Here is a 25,977-nt window from a genome sequence, read left to right on the forward strand (position 1 = left end):
TGCTTAAAGCTCAGGTCAAACATCCATCCCAAGCCGGCCTTTCCTTCGCGAACGCCCGGCCCCAGCCGATCAGGGAATGACGAATGGCCCTTTCCGTTGCCACATGGAACATCAATTCCGTTCGCCTGCGCATGCCGCTTGTCGAGCATCTCCTGAAGACCTGGCAGCCGGACATCCTCTGCCTGCAGGAGACCAAGTGCCCGAACGACCAGTTCCCTTCCAAGCCCCTGAAGGCGCTCGGCTACAATCATATCGAGATGCACGGCCAGAAGGGCTATCACGGCGTGGCAACGATCTCGCGCCTGCCGCTGCATGAGCTCAGCGACCGCCGCGACTATTGCGGCGTCGGCGATGCCCGCCACCTGTCGGTCGTCTTCGAGGCCGGCGGCAAGAAGATCCGGCTGCACAATTTCTATGTTCCGGCGGGCGGCGACGAGCCGGACCGCACCATCAACCCGAAGTTTGGCCACAAGCTCGACTTCGTCGAGGAGATGAAGCTGCTGCACGCGGAGGCCGAGGCCGGCATCTCCTCGATCCTCGTCGGCGACCTCAACATCGCACCACTCGAAGACGACGTCTGGTCGCACAAGCAGCTCTTGAAGATCGTCAGCCACACGCCGATCGAGACCGAAGGGCTGACCACGGTCATGACCGGCGGCGGCTGGGTCGACCTGATGCGCCAGCACACACCGGCACCGACCAAGCTCTACACCTGGTGGAGCTACCGCGCGAAGGACTGGGAGGCTGCCGACCGCGGCCGCCGGCTCGACCACATCTGGTCCTCCGCGGACCTGGCGCCGGTGCTGAAGCACGTCGACATCCTGCGCGAAGCGCGCGGCTGGGAGCGTCCCTCCGACCACGTGCCGGTCATCGCCCATTTCGACATCTAGCCGGAGCGTCACCAATCTCGGCGACCGCCGCGAAGAGGTCTGCACCGATGGTTATTGCTATTTCGGCCAGGGCCGCACGGTGCTCGGTTCGCTGAAATACCGGCGGTAACGGACAGAAGCCCTTTACCCGCGCTCAGGCAAAGCGGCCGGCGAGCGCGCCGGCCCGGCGGATCATCGCCTGCAGGTTCTCGCGGATGCGCACTTCGACGAGCTCCGCCACTTCCGGATACTCTTCCAGCATGCGGCGGAAGAGCGGCCGGTTGATGCGGATGACCTCGCTGTCTTCCTCGGCGGTCGCCGTGAACTTGCGTTCGACCATCGAGATCAGGGCCAGTTCCGACAGAAGTGCGCCACGGCCAACCGTGGTAACCGTCGCCAGGGAACCGTCGGCGCCTGCCTTCGACAAGGACAGGCTGCCGCTCGCAATCGCATAGGCGCAATCGGCGGGCGCCCCTTCGCGAAACAGTTCCTGCCCCTTGAATATGCGGCGCCGCTCCGCGCCGAAGGCGATCAGTCTGAGCTTGTCCTCGCTGATATCGGCAAACAGCGGCACGTTGGACAGAAGCACGATATCATCGTTGAGCGCCAAGCGGCTAACCTCCGGAAGTCACGTCGCTGCCGACCGGCAGGGCGATAACGGAAAACGGAACATGGCATGGAGCAGGTTGCGCCATGCATAGCCCGGCTACGGAACGATCTTGTAGCCGCCGTTCTCTGTCACCAAAATCTCGGCATTGGAAGGGTCCCGCTCGATTTTCTGGCGCAGCCGGTAGACATGGGTTTCCAGTGTATGGGTGGTGACGCCGGAATTGTAACCCCAGACTTCTTCGAGCAGAACATCGCGCGTCACCACCTTCTGGTCGGCGCGATAGAGGTAGCGGATGATCGCCGCTTCCTTCTCGGTGAGACGAATCTTCTGGCCGTTCTCAAGCGTCAGCAGCTTCTGGCTGGGCTTGAACGTGTAGGGCCCGACGCTGAAGGTCGCGTCCTCGCTCTGCTCGTGCTGGCGCAACTGCGCGCGTATGCGGGCAAGCAGCACGGCGAAGCGGAACGGCTTCGTCACATAGTCGTTGGCGCCGGCTTCCAGCCCGAGGATCGTATCCGAATCGGTGTCGTGGCCGGTCAGCATGATGATCGGCGCCTTGAAGCCGCCCTTGCGCAGAAGCTTTACCGCCTCGCGGCCATCCATGTCGGGTAGGCCGACGTCCATGATCAGCAGATCTACCTGCTGCGCCCGCGCGGTCTGGATGCCCTTGCCGGCGGTCGCCTCCTGGATGAGATCGAATTCTTCGTAGAGCGAGAGCTGCTCGACCAATGTCTCGCGCAGGTCATTGTCGTCATCGACAAGAAGAATGGTACGGGTCGCCATTGGACAATTCCTGTTTGCTTCCATTTTCAAACTAGCTCAAATGCCTGTGTTGGCAAGCGAACCAGCATTGCTGGATCGTTATATTCGCAACCGTGCTTATGGTGCCCCCCAAATCACGGGCAAAGCAAAAATCCGTGAGAATGATGCGCAAGAAAACGTCGGGAAAAAGACCAGCCAAATCCATCATCACAGTTCGCCCGGCGCCGCGCGATCGAAAGCGGGCACTGGTCTGCTTCGACGGCCGCGTCGAGCAGGCGGCGATCGGACGAAGCGGCATCACCAGCCTGAAGCGCGAGGGTGACGGCGCCACCCCGCGCGCCGCAATGAAGCTGATCTGCGGTTATGTCAGGCGCGATCGGCTCTCCCTGCCGCCGACGCCGCTGCCGACGCGGACCACGCGCAAGGGCATGCTGTGGTGCGACGCGTCAGGCCACGCCCAATACAATCGTCCGGTCACGGCACCTTTCGCGCCGAGCCATGAGGAAATGATGCGCGAGGACGGGCTCTATGACATCTGCCTGGTGATGGACTGGAACCTTATGGCTCGCCGGCGAAATGCCGGCTCGGCGATCTTCTTCCACCTGATCCGGCCGGGCTATGAGCCGACGCAGGGCTGCGTCGCGGTCAGCCTGTCCGCCATGTCGCGGCTGATCCCGCATATGCGGCGCGGCACCGTTATCCAGGTTCTCTGATACCGGCCAGGGCTGGTGTCAGTCAGGCCAGCGACCGGGGCGTCACGAAACGCCGGAGCTTGGCACCGCCGGGCGCAAGCTCGCGCCAACCCGTTGCTTCGAATTCGAGCACGGCAAGGGCAGCCGTCGGAAACTTGTCCGCCATACGCATCCGCAAGTCCGCATCGCCGGAACCGACGAGTTGGAACGCCAGGTCCTCCATCCCGGGATTGTGGCCGACGACGAGCAGCGTCCCGACGGCCGGATCGGTCTCGCGGAGGACGCTCAGGATCTGCGCCGCCCCCACTTCGTAGATCGCGCGGGTATTCTCGACCGCAATCCCCGACGGCAAAGCGGCCGCCACCAACTGCCAGGTCTCCTGTGCACGTTTCGCCGTCGAGACGAGGACGCGTTCCGGCACGAGTTTATGCTGCTTCATGTAGTCGCCCATCCGGGGCGCCGCCTTGCGGCCACGTTCGCCAAGCGGACGATTGATATCGGCGACGCCGTCCGGCCAGGCGGACTTGGCATGCCGAAGCAGCATCAGGCAGTAGGTGTGAACAGGCAGGTCGTCGCTCATCCGTCGTCCTCCCAAGGCTCTTCGGGCCAGGAGTGGACAGCTTAGCGCATTTCGCCGAGCCGCGCGGAATGCCTTGAATGCGCGCAGACAAAAAAGGCCGCCCCGAAGGGCGGCCATTTGCGCCGGAAAAGCTCAAATCCGGCTTATTTCCATTCGCGGATGTCGACGAAGTGACCCGCCACCGCCGCGGCGGCCGCCATGGCCGGCGAGACCAGATGCGTGCGACCCTTGAAGCCCTGGCGACCTTCGAAGTTGCGGTTCGACGTCGACGCACAACGTTCGCCCGGCTTCAGCCGGTCGTCGTTCATCGCCAGGCACATGGAGCAGCCCGGCTCGCGCCAGTCGAATCCGGCTTCCTTGAAGATCTTGTCGAGGCCCTCGGCCTCGGCCTGTTCCTTCACCAGGCCCGAGCCCGGAACGATCATCGCCGAAACGGTCGAGGCGACCTTGCGGCCTTCGACGACCTGGGCGACGGCCCTGAGGTCCTCGATGCGGCCGTTGGTGCAGGAGCCGATGAAGACGCGGTCGATGGCGATGTCGGTGATCTTCGTGCCCGGCTTCAGGCCCATATAGTCGAGCGCGCGCCACTTGGAGGCCCGCTTGGTCTCTTCCTGGATGTCGTCCGGGTTCGGAACGATGCCCTGAACCGAAATGACGTCTTCCGGAGAGGAGCCCCAGGAAACGATCGGCGGCAGGTTGGCGGCGTCGAGCACGACGACGCGGTCATAATGCGCACCTTCGTCCGTGTGCAGCGTCTTCCAGTATTCGAGCGCCATATCCCAGGCCTTGCCCTTCGGGGCGCGCGGCTTGTCCTTGATATAGGCGAACGTCGTCTCGTCGGGCGCGATCAGGCCGGCGCGGGCGCCGCCTTCGATCGTCATGTTGCAGATGGTCATGCGGCCTTCCATCGACAGCGAGCGGATCGCCTCGCCGGCAAATTCGATGACGTGGCCGGTGCCGCCGGCGGTGCCGATCTCGCCGATGATCGCGAGAATGATGTCCTTGGCGGTGACGCCGGGCGGAAGCTGGCCGTCGACGCGCACCAGCATGTTCTTCGCCTTCTTCTGGATCAGCGTCTGGGTGGCGAGCACGTGCTCGACCTCGGAGGTGCCGATGCCGTGGGCCAGCGAACCGAAGGCGCCGTGCGTCGAGGTGTGGCTGTCACCGCAGACGATGGTCATGCCCGGCAGGGTGAAGCCCTGCTCCGGGCCGACGATGTGCACGATGCCCTGGCGCTTGTCGTTCTCGGAATAGTATTCGACACCGAAGTCGGCGGCGTTCTTGGCGAGCGCCTCGACCTGGATGCGGCTTTCCTCGTTCTTGATGCCGAGGTGGCGGTCGGCCGACGTCGGAACGTTGTGGTCGACGACGGCGAGCGTCTTTTCCGGGGCGCGGACCTGGCGGCCGGCCATCCGCAGGCCCTCGAAGGCCTGCGGGCTCGTCACCTCGTGAACGAGGTGACGATCGATGTAGAGAAGACAGGTGCCGTCTTCCTGCTCGTTGACCAGGTGGTCGTCCCAGATCTTGTCATAGAGGGTACGCGGTGCGCTCATGGCGGTATATCCATCGAGTTTTCAAAAGGTAGGGAAAGCCGGCGGCAGGGCGGCCGGAAACGCTGATCAGGAGATCAGGATAGGCGGCTTGTGAGCGCCCCGTGGACGCGCGCAAAGAAGCGTGCCGGCAGGCGCTTGTGATCCTGCAGCACGACAATTTTCTGTTCGCGACATCCGAATTTGGATTCCATGGCCGTGTTCATATCAATTTTCTGACAGGTCGGCAATCGGTGGAAGCGGCCTCAGCGCTGCTCGGCACGTCGCAGCCGCCGCTCCAGCGCCCGCAATGCCAGAGACAGGCCGATGGTCAGCACCAGATAGACATAGGCGACGATCGAGTAGGTCTCGAAGAAGCGGAAGGAACCGGAGGCGTAGACCTTGCCCATCTGCGTGATGTCGGCGACGCCGAGCACCGACACGAGCGACGAATCCTTGACCATGGCGACGAAGTCGTTGCCGAGCGGCGGCAGGATCACGCGGACCGCCTGCGGGAAGATGACGAGGCGAAAACGCTGATAGCGCGTAAGTCCCAGCGCTTTCGCGGCCTCGACCTGCCCCTTGTCGACCGAAAGGATGCCGGCCCGGAACACCTCGGCGATGAAGGCGGAATAGCCGATCATCAAGGCGATGATTGCGCGCCACATCAGCGAGATGTCGCGCACGACGACCGGGTCCATCCAGCCGGCACCGATCAATGGCGCACAGACGAAATTGGCGGCGACGACCAGCGCCGGCGCTCCAACGAAGGCAATGTAGAACAGCAGAACCAGGATCGGCACGCCGCGGATGACTTCGGTATAGAAGCGCGCGATCTGCCGCAGCGCCGTATGCTCGGAGAGCGCCATCAGCGCGATGCCGAGACCGAGCGTCGTCGCCAGCACGAACCCCATGAGGGTCACGAAAACGGTAACGCCGAGGCCCTTGAAGACGACGGTGAAAACTTCGGAAAAGATGTCATTGCTGACGATCACGGCGGCAAGCGCCACCGCGATCACGAGAAGGGCGACCAACCACCAGGGATAGTCGCCCTTGCCGGACATATCAGGAGATTGCGGGGCAGCCACTCAGATCAGCCGCCCATCTTGTATTCGAGGAACCACTTCTTATCGAGGGCATCGAAGGTGCCGTCTTCCTTCAAGGCCTTGATCGCGGCGTTGACCGGAGCGACGAGATCCGAGCCCTTCGGGAAGATGAAGCCGAAATCCTCGGTGCCGAGCGGACCACCGACGACCTTGAGCTTGCCTTCGGAGGAGTCGACATAGCCCTTGGCGGCGACGCTATCGGTCAGCACCACGTCGACGTCGCCGGCCTTCAGCGCCTGGACGGTCGCACCGAAGGTCTCGAACAGCTTGATGCGCGGGTTCTGTTCGTTGCCGTCAAGCATTTCGTAGACGGCGGTGTAGAACGGCGAGGTGCCCGGCTGAGCGCCGACGAGACCGTCGGCAAAGGCGCCGAAGCTCTTGCCGTCGTTGAAGCGGTTTTCATCGCTGCGCACCAGCATGAACTGCTGCGAACGCATATAGGGGTCCGAGAAGTCGACCTTCTCCTTGCGGTCATCCTTGATGGTGATGCCGGTCATGCCGATCTGGTACTGGCCGTCATGCACCGCCTGGATCATCGCGTCCCAGCTGGTGTTCTGGTATTCGACCTTGAAATTCAACCGCTTGGCGATCTCGTTCATGGCGTCGTATTCCCAGCCCTTGGCTTCGCCGGTCTTCGGATCGACGAACTGCAGCGGCGGGTAGGCGTTCTCCGTGACGACGACGACCGTCTTGCCGCCGAGATCGGGCAGGTCGCTGGCAGTGGCCGGTGCAGAAAATGCGAAAGGAACGGCAAGTGCGGCTGCGATGCCCGCAAGCACGTGGCGACGGATTGTCATTGGAGGGCTCCCGAAAATTGTGGCAGCGGAAAATGTCACAAATTCCGTCGAAAAGACAAGCGCATAGTACCAAAAAAGAAAGGCGGCCGAGGCCGCCTTTCCACCAATCCAAGAAGATTGAAATCTTATTCTGCTGCGGCTTCCGCTGCTGCCTTTGCTTCGGCGGCTTCGGCTGCTGCCTTCTCGGCGGCGAGCGCCTGAGCTGCTGCAACCTTTTCAGCCTCGATGCGTGCCTTTTCCTCGGCAATCGCCTGGCGCTCGGCTTCGTTCAGCTTGCGGGCGCGCGTGCCGGTGTTCTCGACGATACGAGCCGACTTGCCGCGACGATCGCGCAGGTAGTAGAGCTTGGCGCGACGGACCTTACCGCGGCGAACCACTTCGACGCTCTCGACGAGCGGAGAGTAAACCGGGAATACGCGCTCGACGCCTTCGCCGTAGGAGATCTTGCGAACCGTGAAGTTTTCGTTGATGCCGCCGCCCGAACGAGCGATGCAGACGCCTTCATAGGCCTGAACGCGGGTACGGTTGCCTTCGACGACGCGGACGTTGACGCGCAGCGTGTCGCCTGCGGAGAATTCGGGGAGCGTGCGCTTGGCGGCGATCTTGGCGGCCTGTTCGGCTTCCAGCTGCTGGATGATGTTCATCGGTCTAAACCTTTCAAGTTCTTCTGAAACAGCCAGAGCGCTCTCGATGAACCTGTCGGGCTTGCCTTCAGGTCTTGCCGGAAACCGACAGGAGCGGATTCGCCATTCTTTGTTTTGGTCGACGGGCACAGAACCCGAACCGGGGCGGCACATACACCAATCGGTTCGGCTTGTCATCCCCGGAAGCCATATTTTCTCGGCGATCCGCGCCGAACATGATGATTCTATCAGAAAATCCGCAAACACGCGCGGGCGATTATCGGATGCAACGGACTTGCGGCCGTCACAACCACCGGCTATCCCGAGCGTGGTGGGTCGGGGGAGACCATGCATATCTTCGAAGTGCTCATGCTTTTTACGGCCGGCTTCCTGTCCGGTATCGTCAATGCCATCGCCGGCGGCGGAACGTTCCTGACCTTCGGCGCGATGACGCTTGGCGGCCTTTCGCCGATCGTCGCCAATGCGACCTCGTCGATCATCCAGTTCCCGGGCTATATCACCTCGGCACTCGCCTATGCCAAAGAGATCCGCGCCGACAGCCGCTATGCGATGCTGCTCGGCGTGATCTCGGCGCTCGGCGGTCTGGGCGGTGCGCTGCTTCTCGTCTCGCTTTCCAACGCCTCCTTCCGCGCGCTGGTCCCCTGGCTGCTGCTTGCGGCAACGGCGATCTTCGCCGCCGGGCCGCTCTTGAGGCCCAAGGCGCGCGTTGACGAGCATGCGATCAATCCGGCCGGGATCGGCGCCCAGTTCGTCACCTCCGTCTATGGCGGCTTCTTCGGCGCCGGCATGGGCATCATGATGCTGGCAGTGCTGGGGCTGGCGACCGGTGGCGGCTACCACCGGCTGAACGCGCTCAAGAACTTCATCTCGATCGTGATTGCCGCGATCGCCATCGTCGTCTTCGCCGCCGGCGGCGTCGTTTCCTGGCTGCATGCGGCAATCATGGTACCGGGAGCGGCCCTTGGCGGTTACTCCGGCGTCTGGGCGGCCAGGCGCGTGCCGCAGGCGATCATCCGCGCCCTCGTCGTCGCCGTCGGCCTGCTGCTGGCCGCCTATTATTTCTTCACGGGCTGATCGAGAAGGTCGGGCCTGCGCTCGGCGGTGAGGCGCTTCGCCTCCGCCTCGCGCCACTTGGCAATGGCGCCGTGGTTGCCCGAGGTCAGCACCGCCGGGATTTCGCGGCCCTCGAAGACCTGCGGCCGGGTATAATGCGGATGCTCGAGCAGCCCGCCTTCGAAACTTTCATGAACCCCCGAAAGCTCGTTGCCCATGACGCCGGGCAGGATGCGCACCACGGCATCGAGCAGCGTCAGCGCCGCCGGCTCGCCGCCGGAAAGAATATAATCGCCGATCGAAACCTCTTCGAGGCCGCGGGCGTCGATCACCCGCTGGTCGACGCCTTCGAAGCGTCCGCAGACGATGACGACACCGGGACCGGCGGCAAGTTCGCGCACCCGCGCCTGCGTCAGCGGCCGGCCGCGCGGGCTCATCAGCAGCCGCGGGCGATCATCGCCCTCAGAAACATGGTCGATCGCCCGGGCGAGCACGTCGGGCTTCAGCACCATGCCGGCACCACCGCCGGCCGGCGTGTCGTCGACGGTGCGGTGCTTGTCCTCGGCAAAATCGCGGATCTGCACCGCCTCGATCGACCATTGGCCGCGCTCCAGTGCCTTGCCCGAGAGGGAAACGCCGAGATGGCCCGGAAACATCTCGGGATAGAGCGTCAGAACGGTCGCACGAAAGGTCATTGCCGCATCGTTCACTTGCGTTTTGTGGAAAACGGATTGTCCGAATCCTGGTCCTTGTCGTCGGAAAGACCGGCGGCAACCGGATCGACCAGCAGCCTGCCCGCCTCCAGATCGATCTCCAGCACCGACCATTCGGTAAAGGGGATCAGCACCGGGCGCCTGCCCGGCCCCTTCAGCTCCAGGAGATCACCGGCGCCGAAGTCGAATACGCCACTGACCTTGCCATAGCTGGTGCCGTTGCCGTCGATCGCTTCCAAGCCCTCGAGATCGGCATAGAAGAACTCGTCCTCGTCGAGATCCTCGTCCGGCAGGTTGTCCCGCTCGATGAAGAGCTCGAGGCCATTGAGCGCCTCGGCGGCGTTACGGTCGTTGACGCCGCGGAAGCGCACGATCACGACGTTCTTCGCCTCGCGGATTTCCAGTACCTCGAACACGCGGCCGTCGGCACTGTGCAGGTTGCCGTAGTCGCCGAGCGCCGTCGGATCGTCGGTAAAGGACTTGACCCTGACCTCGCCGCGCAAACCTTGCGCCGCGCCGATCGTCGCCATCAGAACCGGGTTTTCGAGTTTGCTCATCGTCCGCGTCCGTTTCGGGATATATCGGTGCACATAACGGAAAACGGGCGGCATGGAAATGCCACCCGTTTCCTTATGTCACGGCAAGCCGAAGCAGGGATGCGGTCGAAAGACCGCCGATCCCGCTCCAAACCGATTGCCGGCTATTATTCCGCGGCAGCTTCTGCAGCGGCAGCAGCGGCTTCTTCAGCCTTCTGCTTGGCTTCGGCAGCGCGCTCCTGAGCCTTCTTGCCCGGAACGGCCTTGGTCGGGTTGTTGCGAGCCGGGCGCTTTGCCAGGCCAGCCTGGTCGAGGAAGCGCAGAACGCGGTCGGTCGGCTGGGCGCCCTGGGCGATCCAGTGAGCGACGCGCTCGGCGTCGAGCTCGACGCGCTTTTCGTCGTCCTTGCCGAGCATCGGGTTCCAGGAGCCGATCTTCTCGAGGAAGCGGCCGTCGCGCGGGCTGCGGGCGTCGGCAACGACGATCTGGTAGTACGGACGCTTCTTGGAACCGCCACGGGCGAGACGAATTTTCAGTGCCATTTCAGTTACTCCTTGCAGGCTTTCTTGACCGCTTCGTTCAAGCGGAATGGTTTGTGCCGGCGTTGCCCGCGCTATGCGAGCGATCGGCGGCGATGGCTTCATGATGCCGGATGACTTCCTTGATGATGAAGTTCAGGAACTTCTCGGCGAAATCCGGGTCCAGATTGGCATCCTTGGCCAGGCGGCGCAGGCGTTCGATCTGGTATTCTTCGCGCGCCGGGTCGGCCGGCGGCAGATCATGCTTGGCCTTGAGAACGCCGACTGCCTGGGTGCAGCGGAAGCGTTCGGCCAGCATGTGGACGAGCGCGGCATCGATGTTGTCGATCGACTGCCGGTAGCCCGCCAATTCCTGTTTGATTTCGGGATCAATCATCTCTTGCCGATCCTCACTTCTTCTTCGGCAGGCCGGGAAGGCCGGGGAAGCCGCCACCGAGGCCCGGAAGCTTGGCGCCGCCGAGACCCGGCAGGCCACCGCCGCCAAGGCCCGGCATTCCGCCCGGCTTGAGGCCGGCTGCTTCCGCCTGCTTCTGCAGCGCTTCGAGCTGCTTGGGGTCGAGCTTCGACAGGTCAGGCATGCCGCCGCCACCGAGGCCACCGAGCCCCATCTTGTTGGCAAGGCCGCCCATCATCTGCTTCATCATGCCGCCTTTGCCCTTGCCGCCCATCATCTTCATCATGTCCGCCATCTGGCGGTGCATCTTCAGAAGCTTGTTGATGTCGGCGGCATCGGTGCCGGAGCCGCTAGCGATGCGCTTCTTGCGCGAATGCTTGAGCAGGTCCGGGTTGGCGCGCTCGGCCTTGGTCATCGACGAGATGATGGCGAGCTGGCGCTTGAAGAGCGTGTCGTCGAGACCGGCCGCAGCCATCTTGTCCTTCATGCCGGCCATGCCGGGCATCAGGCCCATGATGCCGCCCATGCCGCCCATCTTCTGCATCTGCTTGAGCTGGTCGGCGAGGTCGTTCAGGTCGAACTTGCCCTTGGCCATCTTGGCGGCCATGGCCGCCGCTTTCTCGGCGTCGATGTTCTCGGCCGCCTTTTCGACCAGCGAGACGATGTCGCCCATGCCGAGGATGCGGTCGGCGACGCGGCGGGGATGGAACTCTTCGAGCTCGCCCATCTTCTCGCCGACACCGATGAGCTTGATCGGCTTGCCGGTGACGGCGCGCATCGAGAGCGCCGCACCGCCGCGGCCGTCGCCATCCATGCGGGTAAGCACCAGGCCGGTGATGCCGACACGTTCGTCGAAGTTGCGGGCGAGGTTGACGGCGTCCTGACCAGTCAGCGCATCGGCGACGAGCAGGATTTCATGCGGATTGGACTTCCGCTTGATCTCCGCCATCTCGATCATCAGCGGCTCGTCGATATGGGTACGGCCGGCGGTGTCGAGGATGACGACGTCATGACCGCCGAGCTTGGCAGCCTGGACGGCGCGCGCGGCGATATCGGTCGGCGACTGGCCGGCAATGATCGGCAGCGTGTCGACGCCGGTCTGCACGCCGAGCTGACGCAGCTGCTCCTGCGCGGCCGGACGGCGGGTGTCGAGCGAAGCCATCAGGACCTTTTTCTTGTCCCGCGACTTCATCCGGTTGGCGATCTTGCCTGTCGTCGTCGTCTTACCCGAGCCCTGCAGACCGACCATCATGATGACGACGGGCGCCGGCGCATTGAGGTCGATGGTGACCCCCTCGGAGCCGAGCATCTCGATGAGCTGGTCATGGACGATCTTGACGACCATCTGGCCGGGCTTGATCGACTTCAGGATCTCGGCGCCGACGGCCTTCTCGCGAACCTTTTCGGTAAAGGAGCGCACGACGTCGAGCGCGACGTCGGCTTCGAGCAGCGCACGGCGAACCTCGCGGAGCGCGGCGGAAACATCGGCTTCCGACAATGCGCCGCGGCCGGTCAGTCCATTCAATATGGAACCAAGGCGGTCCTGGAGGCTCTCGAACATTCTTACTTCCTTCTGGTTTCCGGTGGCGATCAACTCGCCGGAAACGTGGGTTCCCTCGCCAAGAAAACAAGGCGCAAAGCCAAAAACCACCCGAGGGCGCGACGCGCTGTCGGATGGTGACCTCCGGGTTCTCTTTATACCTTTGCGGGACCCGGTCGGCGGCTTCGAAGACTTGAGCTTGCGAAGGAATTGCGGCGGATAAACAGGAAAGCGCGGCAAAAGTCAAGGACGGCAGGGCAATGAAGCGCTTTCTGCCTTGGGCGAGGGCATTTCGTGGAAGCCGTTTCGGATTCCATCGACCCGCCATGGACCTTCCCGGAGGATGAATACCCGCACGACGGAACGAGCGCTGTCAGCGCACTTCTCCGTCGGTCTCCAATTCGCCGGCTAGACGCTCGAAAGCCGTCGCCACACGCGTCATCACCCGAAGCGCCGCCACCACCTCGGTCTGGTTGATGTCGCCGAGCATGGCGTGCAGCATCTCGACTTCGCGGCGGTGAATTTCCTCGAACAAGGCACGTCCGGGGACGGTCGGGGCGCAAAGATAGGCGCGGCGATGTTCCGGGTTCGGCTGTTTTTCGAGCAATTGTTTTTCCATCAGGCCGATGGCGACGCGCAGCACGAACTGTCGCTTCATCGACAGTCGCCGTGCCGCTTCCGGCACCGTCAGCGGCTCGTCGCAAAAAAGTTCGAGTACCGCCCGCTCTGCCACTGAAACGCCGGCGCCATCGAGCATATGTTCTGTCGAACGCTGCATATTGAGATGGATAGAGCGGACCAGTTTGAGGGTCTTGTAGAGGCGTTGATGCGGATCGAATCGGACGAGCATGCAATCACGATAGCAATTCAGTTGCTGTTTTCAACAAATTGTTAAACTTTGACCTTTCAACCGAACGCGACCGGCGCGACACTTGATGCAACAAAGACACACGCCGGAAGGCCAGGGATGAAGATCCGAAATCCATACTATCAGGGCTCCGTCTCCGATCATTTCGACGGAACGCGCTTCTTCAATCCCGGCGGAACGGAGCCGCGCGGGCTACCCGACCTTCTGCGCTGGCAATTCGGCCGAGGCAAGGTGCGGTGGCCGACGCACTATCCAAGCCCGTTCGCACAGGCGAAGCCCGAACTCAGCGTCGAAGGCGAGCGTCTCAGAGTAACGATGGTCGGACACGCCACGCTGCTCATTCAGGTGCATGGCACGAACATCCTCACCGATCCCGTATGGGCGCATCGCGCCAGCCCCTTCGCCTTTGCCGGCCCGCAGCGCCGCAATGCCCCCGGCATCGAGCTCGACGATCTTCCGCCGATCGACATCGTGCTGGTCACCCACAACCATTACGACCATCTCGATGTCGAAACGCTGGCCGCGCTTCACGAAGAACACACGCCCCGGATCATTACTCCGCTCGGGAACGACACGATCATCCGCCACGCCGTTCCCGATGCCGAAATAACGGTGGTCGACTGGCACGATCGGGTCGATTGCGGCGACGACGTCGTGATTCACGCGGAACCCTGCCACCACTGGTCGGCCCGCGGCTCACGCGACCGGCGCATGGCGCTATGGGCCGCCTTCGTCCTGGAGACGCCGGCCGGCAAGATCTACCATGTCGGCGACACCGGCTTTCACGACGGCATAAACTATCGGGCCGCCCGTGAAAAACACGGCGCCTTCCGCCTCGCCAACCTGCCCTTCGGTTCCTACGAACCGCGCTGGTTCATGCAGGACCAGCACCAGAACCCGGAAGAAGCGGTGCGCGGCATGATCGATTGTGCCGCCGCCCACGTCGCCGGCCACCACTGGGGCACGTTCCGCCTGACCGATGAGGGTGTCGATGAGCCGCGGCTTGCGCTGGAACGGGCGCTCGATGCGGCCGGCATCGCCCGCTCCCGCTTCCGGCCGCTGCGCCCCGGCGAGGTCTTCGACGTGCCTGCTGCCGCATCCGCCGGAGAATGAAGGCGGCACTGGTAATTTCCGGGCTTTTCCGCCATATACAGCCCGAATGAAGGGTGCCTCGCTTGATGCAGGCCGGTTTGGACCATCGCCACATGACCGACAACGTGCAATTCGCCAGAATGAACGGGCTTGGAAACAAGATCCTCGTCGTCGACATGCGCGGCCGGAAGGATCGGGTGACGCCCGCAGCCGCGATCGCGCTCAATGCCGACCCGGCGACGGCCTTCGACCAGATCATGGCGATCCACGACCCGAAGGCGACCGGCACCGACGCCTGGATCGACATCGTCAATTGCGACGGCTCCATGGCCCAGGCCTGCGGCAACGGCACGCGCTGCGTCGTCCAGGCGCTTGCCGCAGAAACCGGCAAGAAGGCGTTCACCTTCCAGACCGTCGCCGGCATCCTGAATGCCGCGGAGCATGAGGACGGCACGATATCGGTCGATATGGGCAAGCCGGTCTTTGCCTGGAACAGGATCCCGCTTGCCGAGGAGTTCGCCGATACGAGCCGCATCGAATTGCAGATCGGCCCCATCGACAATCCCGTCCTGCATTCGCCCTCGGCCATGTCGATGGGCAATCCGCATGCGATCTTCTGGGTCGACAAGGATCCGATGTCCTTCGATCTCGATCGCTTCGGTCCGCTGCTTGAAAACCATCCGATGTTCCCCGAGCGCGCCAACATCACGCTGGCACAGGTGCTTTCGCCGTCGTCGCTGCGCACCCGCACCTGGGAACGGGGTGCGGGGCTGACGCTGGCCTGCGGCTCTGCAGCCTGCGCCGCAGCGGTCAGCGCCGCGCGCACGGGTCGCACCGGCCGAAAGGTGACGATCGACGTCTCTTCCGCCCCTGCTCCGGCTAGGCTGACGATCGAATGGCGCGAGCGCGACGATCATGTGATCATGACCGGCCCGGCCGAATGGGAATGGTCCGGCACGCTGAACCCCTCCACCGGCACCTGGCAGCGCGACGAAACCGGGGCCAGCGGAGCGCAGGCGCTTTGAGCGGCGTCGAGGTCATAACCTTCGGCTGCCGCCTCAATACCTACGAATCCGAAGTGATGCGGGCGGAAGCCGAGAAGGCGGGGCTGAACAACGCCATCCTCGTCAACACCTGCGCCGTCACCGGCGAGGCGGTGCGCCAAGCGCGCCAGGCAATCCGCCGCGCGCGCCGCGACAATCCGCATGCCCGCATCATCGTCACCGGTTGCGCCGCGCAGACGGAAAAGGAGACCTTTGCCGGAATGGCCGAGGTCGACGCCGTGCTCGGCAACGAGGAAAAGCTCAAGAGCGCCTCCTATCGCGCCCTGCCCGATTTCGGCGTCTCGGCGGAAGAAAAGCTGCGCGTCAACGACATCATGAGCGTGCGCGCCACGGCACCGCAGATGGTCAAGCACATCGACGGCCACGTGCGCGCCTTCATCCAGGTGCAGAACGGCTGCGACCATCGCTGTACTTTCTGCATCATCCCCTATGGCCGCGGCAATTCCCGCTCCGTGCCGATGGGTGCCGTCGTCGACCAGGCGCGCAAGCTCGTCGGAGCAGGCTACTGCGAGATCGTGCTGACCGGTGTGGACGCCACCAGCTACGGCGCCGACCTGCCGGGCACGCCGACGCTCGGCCTGCTTGCCAAGACGCTGTTGAAGCAGGTGCCGGAGATCCGCCGCCTGCGGCTATCCTCGATCGACGGAATCGAGGCCGACAAGCACCTCTTCGACCTGATCGCCGACGAGGCGCGCTTCATGCCGCATCTGCACCTGTCGCTGCAGCATGGCGACGACCTGATCCTGAAGCGCATGAAACGCCGGCATTCGAGCGCCGATGCCCGCGCCTTCGCCGATCAAGTCCGTCGACTGCGACCGGAGATCAGCCTCGGCGCCGACATGATCGCGGGTTTCCCGACGGAGACCGAGGAGATGTTCGAGAATGCTGCGAGGCTCGCTGAGGATTGCGGCATCGCGCATCTGCATGTGTTCCCCTATAGCCCGCGTCCGGGCACGCCGGCGGCACGCATGCCGCAGCTCGATCGCGGCCTCGTCAAGGATCGCGCCGCCCGCCTGCGCGCCGTCGGCGCAACGCTTTACGCGCAGCATCTCGAAGGCATGATCGGCAGCGAACAGACGATCCTGGTCGAGAACAACGGGCTCGCCCATACCGAAAACTTCACGCTCGTCGACGCCGCCGGCCTGAAAGCCCGCGCGCTTGTCCCGGTCACGATCACCGGCCACAATGGCAAGCATCTGACGATGCAGGTAAAACAGATGGCTGCGGCCTGATTTATGCGGAATTCCTGAATGGCAATGGGTTTCATCAAAAGGATCTTCACCTTCGGCAAGGGCGCGGTGGAGGAAACGAAGCCGCCGGGAGGTGTGCCTGACGAGACGATTGTCTCTTCGCCCGAGGCGGAGCGGCAGCCCGTGCCAAATGCTGAGGCAGTGGAACCGTCCGCCTCTGTCGCCGAGGCAGAGATCGTCGAGGAAAGCCCCGAAGCCGCCTTCGAACCGCCTGTCGACATCGAGACGCTGCCTCTCTCCGAGGACGATCCGGTGCTCGTTGCCGAGATCGAGACCGCCGGTGGCCCCGCCTCCGACGATGCCATGGAACTTACCCGTGACGAGGCCGATACGGCGCCCGTGGAGGCTGAGGCAGCGATACCCCCCTCTGTCCCTTCGGGACATCTCCCCCACAAGGGGGGAGATCAGATGGAGACCGCGTCGACCTCCAACGACATGCCTGCAGCCATCGAGGCTGCGGAAACGATCTCTGCCGAGAAGCCGGCGGAATCCAAAGAAACCATCGTAGCCTCCCACAAGGCCGAAACCGCCGAGAGCACCGCGGAAGCCGTGCCACCTGCGGACAATGCCGAAACCGAAGCAAGCGACATCACGGCAGTCGAAACGCTTGTGCCTGACGCCGAGAGCGAGCCCAGCGCAATCTCCCCCCCTGTGGGGGAGATGCCCGGCAGGGCAGAGGGGGGTGAAGCCGTAGCCCTCCAAGAAAGCTCAGAGACCACAAAGAGCGACGCCGCGGAAACGACGGCCGACGTCGCACAAATCGAGGCAGGTGAAGCCGAGACAGCCTCCACCCCCGCCCTCCCCAAGGGCTTCTCGGCCGCCGAACGCAAACCCAGGGAAGAGCCGGCCGCCGCGCCGAAGGAAAAGCTCACCTGGTACCAGCGGCTGCGCCGCGGCCTCGCGCGCACCTCGTCGCAGCTCACCGGCCAGATCGCCAGCCTGTTCACCAAGCGCAAGCTCGACGAAGCGACGCTGCAGGATCTCGAGGACCTGTTGATCCAGGCCGACCTCGGCGTCGAGACGGCGATGCGCATCACCGACACGCTCGCCTCCGAGCGCTACGGCAAGGATGTTTCCGGCGAGGACGTCTCGCGCATCATGGCCGGCGAGATCACCAAGGTTCTTTCGCCCGTCGCCAAGCCGCTGGAGCTGGATCTCAGCCACAAGCCGCACGTCATCCTGGTGGTCGGCGTCAACGGCACCGGCAAGACCACGACGATCGGCAAGCTCGCCGCCAAACTTTCGGGCGCGGGCCTCAAGGTCATGCTCGCCGCCGGCGACACCTTCCGCGCCGCGGCGATCGAGCAGCTCAAGATCTGGGCGGAGCGCACCAAGTCCGACATCGTTTCCTCCAAGCTCGGCGCCGATGCGGCCGGCCTTGCCTATGAGGCCTTCCAGCAGGCGCGCGAGAAGAAGTCCGACGTCTTGATCATCGACACCGCCGGCCGCCTGCAGAACAAGGCGGAGCTGATGGCCGAGCTCGAAAAGATCGTCCGCGTGCTCGGCAAGCTCGATCCGGATGCGCCGCATACCGTGCTGCAGACCCTCGACGCCACCACCGGACAGAACGCCCTGCAGCAGGTCGAGATTTTCCGCAACGTCGCCGGCGTCAGCGGCCTGATCATGACCAAGCTCGACGGCACGGCGCGCGGCGGCATCCTCGTCGCCATCTCCGCCAAGCACAAGCTGCCGGTCTATTTCATCGGCGTCGGCGAAGGCGTCGACGATCTGGAACCGTTCGAGGCCAAGGATTTTGCCGAAGCGATCGCTGGCGTTGCCGCCTGACGAGGCGTTGCGCGTTTGCGTGAGACCGCCGTCTTGATATGGTTTTGCCGCAAAGCTGGTGTTATGAGCAGCAGGCACATGCGAAAACAGGACCCCCAGATGTCGACGATCGAGGCTACCAAGCCGCAGAAGGAAGTCAGCCCGTTGCTCAAGATGGTGCTGGAGCTTGGGCCTTTGATGGTCTTCTTCTTCGCCAATTCGCGCGGCGAATGGCTGGCCGGGCATTTCCCGACGCTCGCCGAGCTCGGCGGTCCGATCTTCATCGCCACCGGGCTCTTCATGGCCGCGACCGCAATTGCGCTCGCCGTTTCCTGGATGCTCACCCGCACGCTGCCGATGATGCCGCTGATCTCGGGCATCGTCGTCTTCGTCTTCGGCGCGCTGACGCTCTGGCTGCAGAACGACACCTTCATCAAGATGAAGCCGACGATCGTCAACACGCTGTTCGGCGCGATCCTGCTCGGTGGCCTCCTCTTCGGCAAGTCACTGCTCGGCTACGTCTTCCACTCCGCCTTCAAGCTCGACGAACCCGGCTGGCGCAAACTGACGCTGCGCTGGGGCCTGTTCTTCCTGTTCCTGGCCGTGCTCAACGAGGTGGTCTGGCGCTCCTTCTCGACTGATTTCTGGGTCGCCTTCAAGGTCTGGGGCACGATGCCGATCACCATTCTGTTCACGCTCGCCCAGATGCCATTGATCATGAAGCACTCGCTTGACCAGGAGCACGCCGAGTGAGCACCGCTATCGAGGAGAATGACAGCCGCAACCGTCGCGCACTCCTCTGGCTGGCCGCCTGTTTTGCGGTCCTCATCATCCAGATCATTACCCAGCATCTGATGGGACGTCTCTGGATCTGCGAGTGCGGCTACGTCAAACTCTTTGAGCCCGTGGTAAAATCCAGCGGCAACTCGCAGCACATCGCCGACTGGTACACGCCGTCCCACATCATCCACGGCTTCCTGTTCTACGGTCTCGGTCACCTGCTGTTGCGCGGCAAGCCGCTGTCGGCAAAGCTCTTCCTGGCAACGGTGATCGAATCCGCCTGGGAGATTGCCGAAAACACCCCCATGGTGATCAACCGCTATCGCTCGGCAACCATCTCGCTCGACTATTTCGGCGACAGCGTCCTCAATTCCACCATGGACACGCTGGCCATGGTCGCCGGCTTCCTGTTCGCCGCCCGCATGCCCATCTGGCTGACGGTGACGGTCGCCATCGTCTTCGAGCTCTTCACCGGCTGGCTGATCCGCGACAATCTCACGCTGAACGTGCTGATGCTGGCCTGGCCGCTCGATGCCATCAGGGAATGGCAGGCGGGGATTTAGGCGGGCGTCAGACTTCGGCTCCGCCCCTCATCCCGCTGCAGCGACCTTCTCGATCGCCGGCAGCAGGCCGGTCTTGACGCTGTTCTCGTCGAACGGACCGACGCGCTTGTAGAGGATCGTACCATCAGGTCCGACGAGGTAGGATTCCGGAATGCCATAGACACCCCAATCGATCGCCGCCTTGCCGCGCGGGTCGACGCCGATCGCCGAGAAGGGGTTGCCGAGTTCGCCGAGGAAGCGCAGGGCGTTTTCGTTCTGGTCCTTGTAGTTGATGCCGACGACGGTAAGCCGCGGATCCTTGGACAGTTCGAGGATGAAGGGATGCTCCTGACGGCAGGGCACGCACCAGGAGGCCCAGACGTTGACGAGCGTCAGCTTGCCCTTGATCGCAGCATCGGTCAGCGCCGGCATCGGCTGGCCGTCGCGGGTCGCCCCTTCGAGCGCCGGCAGGTCGAGCTTCGGCGCCTTGGTGCCGATCAGTGCCGACGGGATCTCGCTCACATCCTTGCCGGAATTGAGCTGGCTCCAGAAGATCGCCGCAAGCCCGGCGAAGATGATGAGCGGCAGTGCCGCGAGCACGAAACGCAAGGGGCCGGGTTTGCGCTCTTCGCCGCCGGGCGCAGGGGTGCTGGTCATCGTGTCTCTCCCGATGCCGCTTCGGCCGAGCGCCGGCGAATGCCGGACGCTTCCAGCTCGGCGAGCTCACGCCGACGCGCGCGCCCATCGAGCACGACCCAGGCAATCAGGCCGAGGACGGTCAGCGTCGCTATTCCATAGCTCGTAAAGACGTAAGCGGCGTGGCTCATCATTTCGTGCGGGCTCCCCTGCCGGCGCTGCGCGCCGCCAGACGGCGCAGCGCAGTGACGCGCCGGCGCAGGATTTCGTTGCGCATGGCGGCGATGTGCAGCGTGAAGAAGAGAAGCGTGAACGCGATTGCCATCGCGATCAGCGGCCACAGGAACTCCGGATCGATCGTCGGCCCGTCGAGCCGCATGACGCTCGCCGGCTGATGCAGCGTGTTCCACCATTCGACCGAGAACTTGATGATCGGGATGTTGACGAAGCCGACCAGCACCAGCACCGCGGAAACCTTGGAGGAGCGTGCCGGATCGTCGATCGCGCGGTTGAGCGCCATCAGCCCAAGATACATCAGGAACAGCACGAAGACCGAAGTGAGCCGCGCGTCCCACACCCACCAGGTGCCCCACATCGGCTTGCCCCAGAGCGAACCGGTGACGAGCGCCAGGAAGGTGAAACAGGCGCCGATCGGCGCCGCGGCACGCGAGGAGACGTCGGCGAGCGGATGGCGCCAGACGAGCGTGCCGAGGGCTGCCAAGGCCATCACCGAATAACACATCATCGACAACCAGGCGGCGGGCACGTGCACATACATGATGCGCACCGTCTCGCCCTGCTGATAGTCGCCTTCGGTGGTGAAGGAAAGCCAGAGGCCGGCGATGAAGAACAGCGCCGCCAGGCCGGCAAGCCAAGGCAGCAGACGGTCGGCCAACGCCAGGAACCGTGTCGGGTTGGCGAGGTCACTGAATTTGCGGATGGCCAGGCTGTTTTCGCTCATGATGGCTCTTTAACGCTTAAGCCCCTCTGCTGCAATTGATCCCCGTCAATCGGCCGATCACGATCAGTTTGGGCCGCCAATCATAAACGTGATCGATCTGAATGACTTAGCGCCGAGTGCGACGGAAAACCGCAAACAGTTTCAGCCGATCCGTTCCGATTGCGTCAATCGGACGCGTGCCGAAGTGCGGCTGCGGCGGCAACCGGCCCGATGACGGCGAAGAACAGGGTGATCGCCGCGAGGATCATCAAGGGCGGCAGGAACGGCGCCGGATCCTCGATCGCCGCATAGACCGCGCTGACGCCGAAGATCAGAACCGGGATGGCCAGCGGCAGCACCAGGATCGAAACGAGCAGCCCGCCGCGCGGCAGCGACACGGCGACGGCGGCGCCGACCGCACCGATGAAGGTGATCGCCGGCGTGCCGATCAGAAGCGTCAGCATGGTAGCGCCGATCGCCATCTCGCTCATGTTCATGAAGAGACCGAGCAGAGGCGAAGCGATCACCAGCGGCAGGCCGGTCGCCGCCCAATGGGCCGCGCATTTGACGAAGACGGTGAAGAGCAGCGGCGTCTCCTGCATCAGCATCAGATCGAGGGAACCGTCGTCCCGCTCCGCCTGGAACAGGCGGTCGAGGCCGAGCAGCGAGGCAAGCAGCGCGCCGATCCAGAGGATCGCCGGACCGATGCGCGCAAGCAGGTTCAGATCCGGGCCGACGCCGAAGGGAATGACCGCCACCACGGTCATGAAGAAGAGTACGCCGATCATGGCGCCACCGCCGGCACGGATCGACAGCTTCAGATCGCGGAAGAAGAGCGCCATCATGCCGCCAGTCTCGCGGCAGCGAGCGCGGACAGGCTTCTATGCATCACGCCCCTACGCATCATGCCAGAGCCCTCCCGCCAGATGCTCGAAGCCCTTCATGTGCAATTCCTTCGTTTGATCGAGCCCGAGCGGCTGGTGTGTCGCTGCGACTACGATGCCGCCCTTGCCAAGATGCGCCTTCACCAGATCTGCAAACAGCCGGTCGGCGCCGGCGTCGAGGGCAGCGGTCGGCTCATCGAGAATCCAGATCGGGCGGTAGGCGACGAGCAGCTTCGCCATCGCCATGCGGCGCTGCTGGCCGGCCGAGAGGTAGCCGAAGGGCAGGTGTGCTATGTCAGGCAGACCGACCGCCTCGACGGCCTCATGGAGAGTGACGCCATCGCCACCGGGCGAATCGCCCATGAAACGCTGCCAAAAGGAAAGATTTTCTGCGACGGTCAGTTCGCGCTTCATCGCGTTGCGGTGACCGAGATAGTGGCTGACCTCTGTGGGACTGGCTATTTCCGGGGGGCCATTCTCAAGTTTCAAGTGCCCGCTTTCCGGCCTCAGCAAACCTGCCAGAACCCGGAGCAACGTGGACTTGCCCGAGCCGTTCGGACCCGTCACGACAAGAGCTTCGCCCGTATCAAGCGCAAAGGAAATATCGTTAAAAATCAGATCCTCGCCGCGCTTCGCACTCAAACCTTCAGCCAGCAGGCGCATGAATATCTGTCTTCCCTTCGCGCGTGTTCCGCAGAGCAAAAAAAGTTCCAATTGAACCTTCGTTGCTCTGGCACGTTTTGGAGAAATTATCTATAAGGCGGCCAACACGCCAGCGGTCGGCGTGAATTTCATCCTAGCGCCGAACATGGAATGAATTTCCACGTACGGACAGCGGAAATGGCCGCACCCGCATCCCAATTTGCGCTTCACAGGCGCTCGGGCGTTCGTACGTCAGTTTTTGGCGATCAGACGGAACGGGGTATTATCCAGTGTCCAAATCCCTAGACAGCTTCAATTGTCGCTCCACGCTCACCGTCAACGGTGTGGACTACGTCTATTACAGCCTGCCCAAGGCTGAGGCGAACGGTCTCGCCGGCGTGTCCAGGCTCCCCTACTCGATGAAGGTTCTGCTCGAGAACCTGCTGCGCAACGAAGACGGCCGTTCCGTCACCAAGAAGGACATCGAGAACGTTGCCGCCTGGCTCAACGACAAGGGCACGGCTGAAAACGAAATCGCCTATCGTCCGGCCCGCGTGCTGATGCAGGACTTCACTGGCGTTCCCGCCGTCGTCGACCTCGCTGCCATGCGCGACGCCATGGTCTCGCTCGGCGGCGACCCGGAGAAGATCAACCCGCTCGTTCCCGTCGACCTCGTCATCGACCACTCGGTCATCGTCGACGAATTCGGCACGGCGACCGCCTTTGCCCGCAACGTCGAACTCGAATACCAGCGCAACGGCGAGCGCTACCGCTTCCTGAAGTGGGGCCAGCAGGCGTTCAAGAACTTCCGCGTCGTTCCGCCCGGCACCGGCATCTGTCACCAGGTCAATCTGGAGTATCTGGGCCAGACGGTCTGGACCCGCGAAGAAGACGGCGAAATCACCGCTTACCCGGATACCTGCGTCGGCACCGACAGCCACACCACCATGATCAACGGCCTCGGCGTTCTCGGCTGGGGCGTTGGCGGTATCGAGGCTGAAGCCGCAATGCTCGGCCAGCCGGTCTCCATGCTGCTGCCGGAAGTCATCGGCTTCAAGCTGACCGGCAAGCTGAAAGAGGGCGTCACCGCCACCGACCTCGTGCTCATGGTCGTTCAGATGCTGCGCAAGAAGGGCGTGGTTTCGAAGTTCGTCGAATTCTTCGGCCCGGGCCTCGACAACATGACGCTCGCCGACCGTGCGACCATCGGCAACATGGGTCCGGAATACGGCGCGACCTGCGGCTTCTTCCCGGTCGACAGCGAAACCATCAACTACCTCACCATGTCCGGCCGTGAAGAACAGCGCATCGCGCTGGTCGAAGCCTACTCCAAGGCGCAAGGCATGTGGCGCGAAGGCGACGGCGCCGATCTCGTCTTCACCGACACGCTCGAACTCGACCTCGGGGACGTCGTTCCCTCGATGGCCGGCCCGAAGCGTCCGGAAGGCCGCATCGCGCTCGAAAGCATCGCTTCCGGCTTCGCCACCGCGCTCGAAAACGACTACAAGAAGCCCGGCCAGCTTTCGAACCGTTATGCCGTCGAAGGCACGGATTACGACCTCGGCCATGGCGATGTCGCGATCGCCGCGATCACCTCATGCACCAACACCTCCAACCCGTCGGTGCTGATCGCGGCCGGCCTGCTCGCCCGCAACGCGGTTGCCAAGGGCCTGAAGTCCAAGCCCTGGGTCAAGACCTCGCTGGCACCGGGATCGCAGGTCGTCGGCGAATACCTCGCCAAGTCGGGCCTGCAGAAGGACCTCGACGCGCTTGGCTTCAACCTCGTCGGCTTCGGCTGCACGACCTGCATCGGCAACTCCGGACCGCTGCCGGGTCCGATCTCAAAGACGATCAACGACAAGGGCCTGATCGCCGCCGGCGTTCTCTCGGGCAACCGCAACTTCGAAGGCCGCATCTCTCCTGACGTTCAGGCGAACTACCTCGCTTCGCCGCCGCTCGTCGTCGCCTACGCGCTCGCGGGTTCCGTGCAGAAGGACCTGACCAAGGAGCCGATCGGCGAAGATAAGGACGGCAAGCCGGTCTTCCTCAAGGACATCTGGCCGACCTCGAAGGAAATCCAGGAGTTCATCTTCAAGTACGTCACCCGCGAGCTCTACGCGACGAAGTACGCGGACGTCTTCAAGGGCGACGAAAACTGGCAGGCCGTTCAGGTTCCGGCCGGGCAGACCTACGCATGGGACGAGGATTCGACCTATGTGCAGAACCCGCCGTACTTCGTCGGCATGGGCAAGGCCGGCTCGGGCATCTCCGACATCAAGGGCGCTCGCGTTCTCGGTCTCTTCGGCGACAAGATCACCACCGACCACATCTCCCCGGCGGGTTCGATCAAGGCCGCTTCGCCGGCTGGCTCCTACCTCATCGGTCATGGCGTCGGCGTTGCCGACTTCAACCAGTACGGTACGCGCCGCGGCAACCATGAGGTGATGATGCGCGGCACGTTTGCCAACATCCGCATCCGCAACCACATGCTCGGCCCGAATGGCAAGGAAGGTGGCTACACCATCCACTATCCGTCGAAGGAAGAGATGTCGATCTACGACGCGGCCATGCAGTACAAGGAAGAGGGCGTTCCGCTCGTCATCTTCGCCGGCGTCGAATACGGCAACGGTTCGTCCCGTGACTGGGCCGCGAAGGGCACCAACCTGCTGGGCGTCAAGGCCGTCATCGCGCAGTCCTTCGAACGTATCCACCGCTCGAACCTCGTCGGCATGGGCGTCATCCCCTTCGTCTTCGAAGAGGGCACGACCTGGGAATCGCTGGGCCTCAAGGGCGATGAAGTCGTCACCATCGACAACCTCGCCAATGTCCAGCCGCGCGAGAAGCGCGTTGCCAGGATCACCTATGGCGACGGCAGCGTGAAGGAAGTTCCGCTGATCTGCCGCATCGATACGCTGGACGAAGTGACCTACGTCAACAACGGCGGCATCCTGCAGACCGTTCTGCGCGACCTGGCCGCCTGATCGGCCGCGGTCGACATGCCGTGAAACATGGGAGCCGGGACGCCGAAAGGCGCCCCGGCTCTTTCTTCTCTGGCCGCCAAATGCCGGACGCCCGCAACAAGGCCGCACTCACCCGCGATCTCACTCCAACGTGACTTTCCGTTGATGCCTGGCCGGCGTATGTAATTAACTCC

Annotated in this window: 29 protein-coding genes; 10 read left to right on the forward strand and 19 right to left on the reverse strand. The window is 63.5% G+C overall.

Annotation, left to right across the window (positions count from 1 at the left end):
* Positions 1 to 83: 83 nt before the first annotated feature.
* The gene (locus BHMPCIPO_RS16790) at positions 84 to 890 is read left to right on the forward strand and encodes an exodeoxyribonuclease III (protein WP_173517818.1); all 807 of its coding nucleotides are present in this window, start codon (positions 84 to 86) and stop codon (positions 888 to 890) included.
* A gap of 133 nt (positions 891 to 1,023) precedes the next feature.
* Here BHMPCIPO_RS16790 and BHMPCIPO_RS16795 read toward each other — a convergent pair whose 3' ends face one another.
* On the reverse strand, positions 1,024 to 1,479 hold the full coding sequence (locus BHMPCIPO_RS16795; protein ID WP_173517819.1) for a cyclic nucleotide-binding domain-containing protein: 456 nt from the start codon (positions 1,477 to 1,479) through the stop codon (positions 1,024 to 1,026).
* Positions 1,480 to 1,575: 96 nt separating this feature from the next.
* The gene (locus BHMPCIPO_RS16800; RefSeq protein WP_034802783.1) at positions 1,576 to 2,259 is read right to left on the reverse strand and encodes a response regulator transcription factor; all 684 of its coding nucleotides are present in this window, start codon (positions 2,257 to 2,259) and stop codon (positions 1,576 to 1,578) included.
* Between the two features lie 143 nt (positions 2,260 to 2,402).
* On the opposite strand from BHMPCIPO_RS16800, the gene BHMPCIPO_RS16805 reads away from it, so the two are divergent.
* Complete coding sequence (locus BHMPCIPO_RS16805) at positions 2,403 to 2,951, forward strand: L,D-transpeptidase family protein (protein WP_173518201.1); 549 nt, start codon at positions 2,403 to 2,405, stop codon at positions 2,949 to 2,951.
* A 22-nt stretch (positions 2,952 to 2,973) separates the two neighbouring features.
* On the opposite strand, the gene BHMPCIPO_RS16810 is transcribed toward BHMPCIPO_RS16805, so the two are convergent.
* From BHMPCIPO_RS16810 to rplS, 6 genes are all read right to left on the reverse strand, one after another.
* Entirely contained in the window at positions 2,974 to 3,510 is a 537-nt protein-coding gene (locus tag BHMPCIPO_RS16810) for a SixA phosphatase family protein (protein WP_173517820.1), read from the reverse strand.
* 143 nt (positions 3,511 to 3,653) lie between these two features.
* Positions 3,654 to 5,063 (reverse strand): 3-isopropylmalate dehydratase large subunit, encoded by a 1,410-nt coding sequence (gene leuC, locus BHMPCIPO_RS16815; protein ID WP_173517821.1) that lies wholly within the window; start codon positions 5,061 to 5,063, stop codon positions 3,654 to 3,656.
* Between the two features lie 74 nt (positions 5,064 to 5,137).
* On the reverse strand, positions 5,138 to 5,266 hold the full coding sequence (locus BHMPCIPO_RS33470) for a hypothetical protein (RefSeq protein WP_282439048.1): 129 nt from the start codon (positions 5,264 to 5,266) through the stop codon (positions 5,138 to 5,140).
* Between the two features lie 39 nt (positions 5,267 to 5,305).
* Positions 5,306 to 6,103, reverse strand: coding sequence for an amino acid ABC transporter permease (locus BHMPCIPO_RS16820; RefSeq protein WP_210266588.1), 798 nt, complete (start codon positions 6,101 to 6,103; stop codon positions 5,306 to 5,308).
* 29 nt (positions 6,104 to 6,132) lie between these two features.
* Positions 6,133 to 6,942 carry a basic amino acid ABC transporter substrate-binding protein gene (locus tag BHMPCIPO_RS16825; RefSeq protein ID WP_173517823.1) on the reverse strand — a complete coding sequence of 270 codons (810 nt, stop codon included), beginning with the start codon at positions 6,940 to 6,942 and terminating at the stop codon, positions 6,133 to 6,135.
* A gap of 125 nt (positions 6,943 to 7,067) precedes the next feature.
* Positions 7,068 to 7,586 carry a 50S ribosomal protein L19 gene (gene rplS / locus BHMPCIPO_RS16830; RefSeq protein WP_173517824.1) on the reverse strand — a complete coding sequence of 173 codons (519 nt, stop codon included), beginning with the start codon at positions 7,584 to 7,586 and terminating at the stop codon, positions 7,068 to 7,070.
* Between the two features lie 327 nt (positions 7,587 to 7,913).
* Here rplS and BHMPCIPO_RS16835 point away from each other — a divergent pair, with 327 nt between their 5' ends.
* Positions 7,914 to 8,660, forward strand: a complete 747-nt coding sequence (locus tag BHMPCIPO_RS16835; protein ID WP_173517825.1) for a sulfite exporter TauE/SafE family protein — start codon at positions 7,914 to 7,916, stop codon at positions 8,658 to 8,660.
* On the opposite strand, the gene trmD is transcribed toward BHMPCIPO_RS16835, so the two are convergent.
* The 6 genes from trmD to BHMPCIPO_RS16865 all read right to left on the reverse strand — a co-directional run bounded on the left by trmD (position 8,642) and on the right by BHMPCIPO_RS16865 (position 13,211).
* A complete protein-coding gene (trmD, locus tag BHMPCIPO_RS16840; RefSeq protein ID WP_173517826.1) occupies positions 8,642 to 9,334 on the reverse strand; it encodes a tRNA (guanosine(37)-N1)-methyltransferase TrmD in 693 nt (230 codons plus the stop codon). The genes BHMPCIPO_RS16835 and trmD overlap by 19 nt on opposite strands.
* A gap of 11 nt (positions 9,335 to 9,345) precedes the next feature.
* Positions 9,346 to 9,909, reverse strand: coding sequence for a ribosome maturation factor RimM (gene rimM / locus BHMPCIPO_RS16845; RefSeq protein ID WP_173517827.1), 564 nt, complete (start codon positions 9,907 to 9,909; stop codon positions 9,346 to 9,348).
* A 146-nt stretch (positions 9,910 to 10,055) separates the two neighbouring features.
* The gene (rpsP, locus tag BHMPCIPO_RS16850; RefSeq protein ID WP_173517828.1) at positions 10,056 to 10,430 is read right to left on the reverse strand and encodes a 30S ribosomal protein S16; all 375 of its coding nucleotides are present in this window, start codon (positions 10,428 to 10,430) and stop codon (positions 10,056 to 10,058) included.
* A gap of 37 nt (positions 10,431 to 10,467) precedes the next feature.
* Positions 10,468 to 10,803, reverse strand: a complete 336-nt coding sequence (locus tag BHMPCIPO_RS16855; RefSeq protein WP_057254921.1) for a chorismate mutase — start codon at positions 10,801 to 10,803, stop codon at positions 10,468 to 10,470.
* Positions 10,804 to 10,816: 13 nt separating this feature from the next.
* Positions 10,817 to 12,382, reverse strand: coding sequence for a signal recognition particle protein (gene ffh, locus BHMPCIPO_RS16860; RefSeq protein ID WP_173517829.1), 1,566 nt, complete (start codon positions 12,380 to 12,382; stop codon positions 10,817 to 10,819).
* A gap of 352 nt (positions 12,383 to 12,734) precedes the next feature.
* A complete protein-coding gene (locus BHMPCIPO_RS16865; protein WP_173517830.1) occupies positions 12,735 to 13,211 on the reverse strand; it encodes a MarR family winged helix-turn-helix transcriptional regulator in 477 nt (158 codons plus the stop codon).
* Positions 13,212 to 13,328: 117 nt separating this feature from the next.
* Here BHMPCIPO_RS16865 and BHMPCIPO_RS16870 point away from each other — a divergent pair, with 117 nt between their 5' ends.
* The 6 genes from BHMPCIPO_RS16870 to BHMPCIPO_RS16895 all read left to right on the forward strand — a co-directional run bounded on the left by BHMPCIPO_RS16870 (position 13,329) and on the right by BHMPCIPO_RS16895 (position 19,742).
* Positions 13,329 to 14,342 (forward strand): MBL fold metallo-hydrolase, encoded by a 1,014-nt coding sequence (locus BHMPCIPO_RS16870; RefSeq protein WP_173517831.1) that lies wholly within the window; start codon positions 13,329 to 13,331, stop codon positions 14,340 to 14,342.
* 92 nt (positions 14,343 to 14,434) lie between these two features.
* The gene (gene dapF / locus BHMPCIPO_RS16875) at positions 14,435 to 15,346 is read left to right on the forward strand and encodes a diaminopimelate epimerase (protein ID WP_173517832.1); all 912 of its coding nucleotides are present in this window, start codon (positions 14,435 to 14,437) and stop codon (positions 15,344 to 15,346) included.
* On the forward strand, positions 15,343 to 16,617 hold the full coding sequence (mtaB, locus tag BHMPCIPO_RS16880) for a tRNA (N(6)-L-threonylcarbamoyladenosine(37)-C(2))-methylthiotransferase MtaB (protein ID WP_173517833.1): 1,275 nt from the start codon (positions 15,343 to 15,345) through the stop codon (positions 16,615 to 16,617). The genes dapF and mtaB overlap by 4 nt, the downstream gene beginning before the upstream one ends.
* A gap of 321 nt (positions 16,618 to 16,938) precedes the next feature.
* Positions 16,939 to 18,420: a signal recognition particle-docking protein FtsY gene (gene ftsY, locus BHMPCIPO_RS16885; protein ID WP_446661675.1), complete on the forward strand. Its 1,482-nt coding sequence runs from the start codon at positions 16,939 to 16,941 to the stop codon at positions 18,418 to 18,420.
* Between the two features lie 99 nt (positions 18,421 to 18,519).
* Complete coding sequence (locus tag BHMPCIPO_RS16890) at positions 18,520 to 19,152, forward strand: septation protein A (protein WP_173517835.1); 633 nt, start codon at positions 18,520 to 18,522, stop codon at positions 19,150 to 19,152.
* Positions 19,149 to 19,742 (forward strand): DUF2585 domain-containing protein, encoded by a 594-nt coding sequence (locus tag BHMPCIPO_RS16895; protein WP_173517836.1) that lies wholly within the window; start codon positions 19,149 to 19,151, stop codon positions 19,740 to 19,742. The genes BHMPCIPO_RS16890 and BHMPCIPO_RS16895 overlap by 4 nt, the downstream gene beginning before the upstream one ends.
* A 27-nt stretch (positions 19,743 to 19,769) precedes the next feature.
* Here the strand turns inward: BHMPCIPO_RS16895 and BHMPCIPO_RS16900 are convergent, their stop codons facing one another.
* The 5 genes from BHMPCIPO_RS16900 to ccmA all read right to left on the reverse strand — a co-directional run bounded on the left by BHMPCIPO_RS16900 (position 19,770) and on the right by ccmA (position 22,844).
* The gene (locus BHMPCIPO_RS16900; protein WP_173517837.1) at positions 19,770 to 20,378 is read right to left on the reverse strand and encodes a DsbE family thiol:disulfide interchange protein; all 609 of its coding nucleotides are present in this window, start codon (positions 20,376 to 20,378) and stop codon (positions 19,770 to 19,772) included.
* Positions 20,375 to 20,551 (reverse strand): heme exporter protein CcmD, encoded by a 177-nt coding sequence (gene ccmD / locus BHMPCIPO_RS16905; protein ID WP_173517838.1) that lies wholly within the window; start codon positions 20,549 to 20,551, stop codon positions 20,375 to 20,377. The genes BHMPCIPO_RS16900 and ccmD overlap by 4 nt, the downstream gene beginning before the upstream one ends.
* Positions 20,548 to 21,318, reverse strand: a complete 771-nt coding sequence (locus tag BHMPCIPO_RS16910) for a heme ABC transporter permease (RefSeq protein ID WP_173517839.1) — start codon at positions 21,316 to 21,318, stop codon at positions 20,548 to 20,550. Before BHMPCIPO_RS16910 ends, ccmD begins: the two co-directional genes overlap by 4 nt.
* Positions 21,319 to 21,482: 164 nt before the next feature.
* Entirely contained in the window at positions 21,483 to 22,142 is a 660-nt protein-coding gene (ccmB, locus tag BHMPCIPO_RS16915) for a heme exporter protein CcmB (protein WP_173517840.1), read from the reverse strand.
* A 51-nt stretch (positions 22,143 to 22,193) separates the two neighbouring features.
* Complete coding sequence (ccmA, locus tag BHMPCIPO_RS16920; protein ID WP_173517841.1) at positions 22,194 to 22,844, reverse strand: heme ABC exporter ATP-binding protein CcmA; 651 nt, start codon at positions 22,842 to 22,844, stop codon at positions 22,194 to 22,196.
* A 269-nt stretch (positions 22,845 to 23,113) separates the two neighbouring features.
* Between ccmA and acnA the strand changes: the two genes are divergently transcribed.
* Positions 23,114 to 25,804, forward strand: coding sequence for an aconitate hydratase AcnA (acnA, locus tag BHMPCIPO_RS16925; RefSeq protein ID WP_173517842.1), 2,691 nt, complete (start codon positions 23,114 to 23,116; stop codon positions 25,802 to 25,804).
* The last annotated feature ends 173 nt before the right edge of the window (positions 25,805 to 25,977 follow it).

Origin of the sequence: Ensifer sesbaniae (assembly GCF_013283665.1) — a bacterium.
In the GTDB taxonomy this organism is placed as follows: domain Bacteria; phylum Pseudomonadota; class Alphaproteobacteria; order Rhizobiales; family Rhizobiaceae; genus Ensifer; species Ensifer sesbaniae.

Excerpts from the sequence above, each read along its gene's own strand:
- BHMPCIPO_RS16790 (WP_173517818.1), top strand. The coding sequence starts at position 84 with ATGGCCCTTTCCGTTGCCACATGGAACATCAATTCCGTTCGCCTGCGC.
- BHMPCIPO_RS16800 (WP_034802783.1), bottom strand. The coding sequence starts at position 2,259 with ATGGCGACCCGTACCATTCTTCTTGTCGATGACGACAATGACCTGCGC.
- BHMPCIPO_RS16805 (WP_173518201.1), top strand. The coding sequence starts at position 2,403 with ATGCGCAAGAAAACGTCGGGAAAAAGACCAGCCAAATCCATCATCACA.
- BHMPCIPO_RS16810 (WP_173517820.1), bottom strand. The coding sequence starts at position 3,510 with ATGAGCGACGACCTGCCTGTTCACACCTACTGCCTGATGCTGCTTCGG.
- leuC (WP_173517821.1), bottom strand. The coding sequence starts at position 5,063 with ATGAGCGCACCGCGTACCCTCTATGACAAGATCTGGGACGACCACCTG.
- BHMPCIPO_RS33470 (WP_282439048.1), bottom strand. The coding sequence starts at position 5,266 with ATGAACACGGCCATGGAATCCAAATTCGGATGTCGCGAACAGAAAATT.
- BHMPCIPO_RS16820 (WP_210266588.1), bottom strand. The coding sequence starts at position 6,103 with ATGTCCGGCAAGGGCGACTATCCCTGGTGGTTGGTCGCCCTTCTCGTG.
- BHMPCIPO_RS16825 (WP_173517823.1), bottom strand. The coding sequence starts at position 6,942 with ATGACAATCCGTCGCCACGTGCTTGCGGGCATCGCAGCCGCACTTGCC.
- rplS (WP_173517824.1), bottom strand. The coding sequence starts at position 7,586 with ATGAACATCATCCAGCAGCTGGAAGCCGAACAGGCCGCCAAGATCGCC.
- BHMPCIPO_RS16835 (WP_173517825.1), top strand. The coding sequence starts at position 7,914 with ATGCATATCTTCGAAGTGCTCATGCTTTTTACGGCCGGCTTCCTGTCC.
- trmD (WP_173517826.1), bottom strand. The coding sequence starts at position 9,334 with ATGACCTTTCGTGCGACCGTTCTGACGCTCTATCCCGAGATGTTTCCG.
- rimM (WP_173517827.1), bottom strand. The coding sequence starts at position 9,909 with ATGAGCAAACTCGAAAACCCGGTTCTGATGGCGACGATCGGCGCGGCG.
- rpsP (WP_173517828.1), bottom strand. The coding sequence starts at position 10,430 with ATGGCACTGAAAATTCGTCTCGCCCGTGGCGGTTCCAAGAAGCGTCCG.
- BHMPCIPO_RS16855 (WP_057254921.1), bottom strand. The coding sequence starts at position 10,803 with ATGATTGATCCCGAAATCAAACAGGAATTGGCGGGCTACCGGCAGTCG.
- ffh (WP_173517829.1), bottom strand. The coding sequence starts at position 12,382 with ATGTTCGAGAGCCTCCAGGACCGCCTTGGTTCCATATTGAATGGACTG.
- BHMPCIPO_RS16865 (WP_173517830.1), bottom strand. The coding sequence starts at position 13,211 with ATGCTCGTCCGATTCGATCCGCATCAACGCCTCTACAAGACCCTCAAA.
- BHMPCIPO_RS16870 (WP_173517831.1), top strand. The coding sequence starts at position 13,329 with ATGAAGATCCGAAATCCATACTATCAGGGCTCCGTCTCCGATCATTTC.
- dapF (WP_173517832.1), top strand. The coding sequence starts at position 14,435 with ATGACCGACAACGTGCAATTCGCCAGAATGAACGGGCTTGGAAACAAG.
- ftsY (WP_446661675.1), top strand. The coding sequence starts at position 16,939 with ATGGAACTTACCCGTGACGAGGCCGATACGGCGCCCGTGGAGGCTGAG.
- BHMPCIPO_RS16890 (WP_173517835.1), top strand. The coding sequence starts at position 18,520 with ATGTCGACGATCGAGGCTACCAAGCCGCAGAAGGAAGTCAGCCCGTTG.
- BHMPCIPO_RS16900 (WP_173517837.1), bottom strand. The coding sequence starts at position 20,378 with ATGACCAGCACCCCTGCGCCCGGCGGCGAAGAGCGCAAACCCGGCCCC.
- ccmD (WP_173517838.1), bottom strand. The coding sequence starts at position 20,551 with ATGATGAGCCACGCCGCTTACGTCTTTACGAGCTATGGAATAGCGACG.
- BHMPCIPO_RS16910 (WP_173517839.1), bottom strand. The coding sequence starts at position 21,318 with ATGAGCGAAAACAGCCTGGCCATCCGCAAATTCAGTGACCTCGCCAAC.
- ccmB (WP_173517840.1), bottom strand. The coding sequence starts at position 22,142 with ATGATGGCGCTCTTCTTCCGCGATCTGAAGCTGTCGATCCGTGCCGGC.
- ccmA (WP_173517841.1), bottom strand. The coding sequence starts at position 22,844 with ATGCGCCTGCTGGCTGAAGGTTTGAGTGCGAAGCGCGGCGAGGATCTG.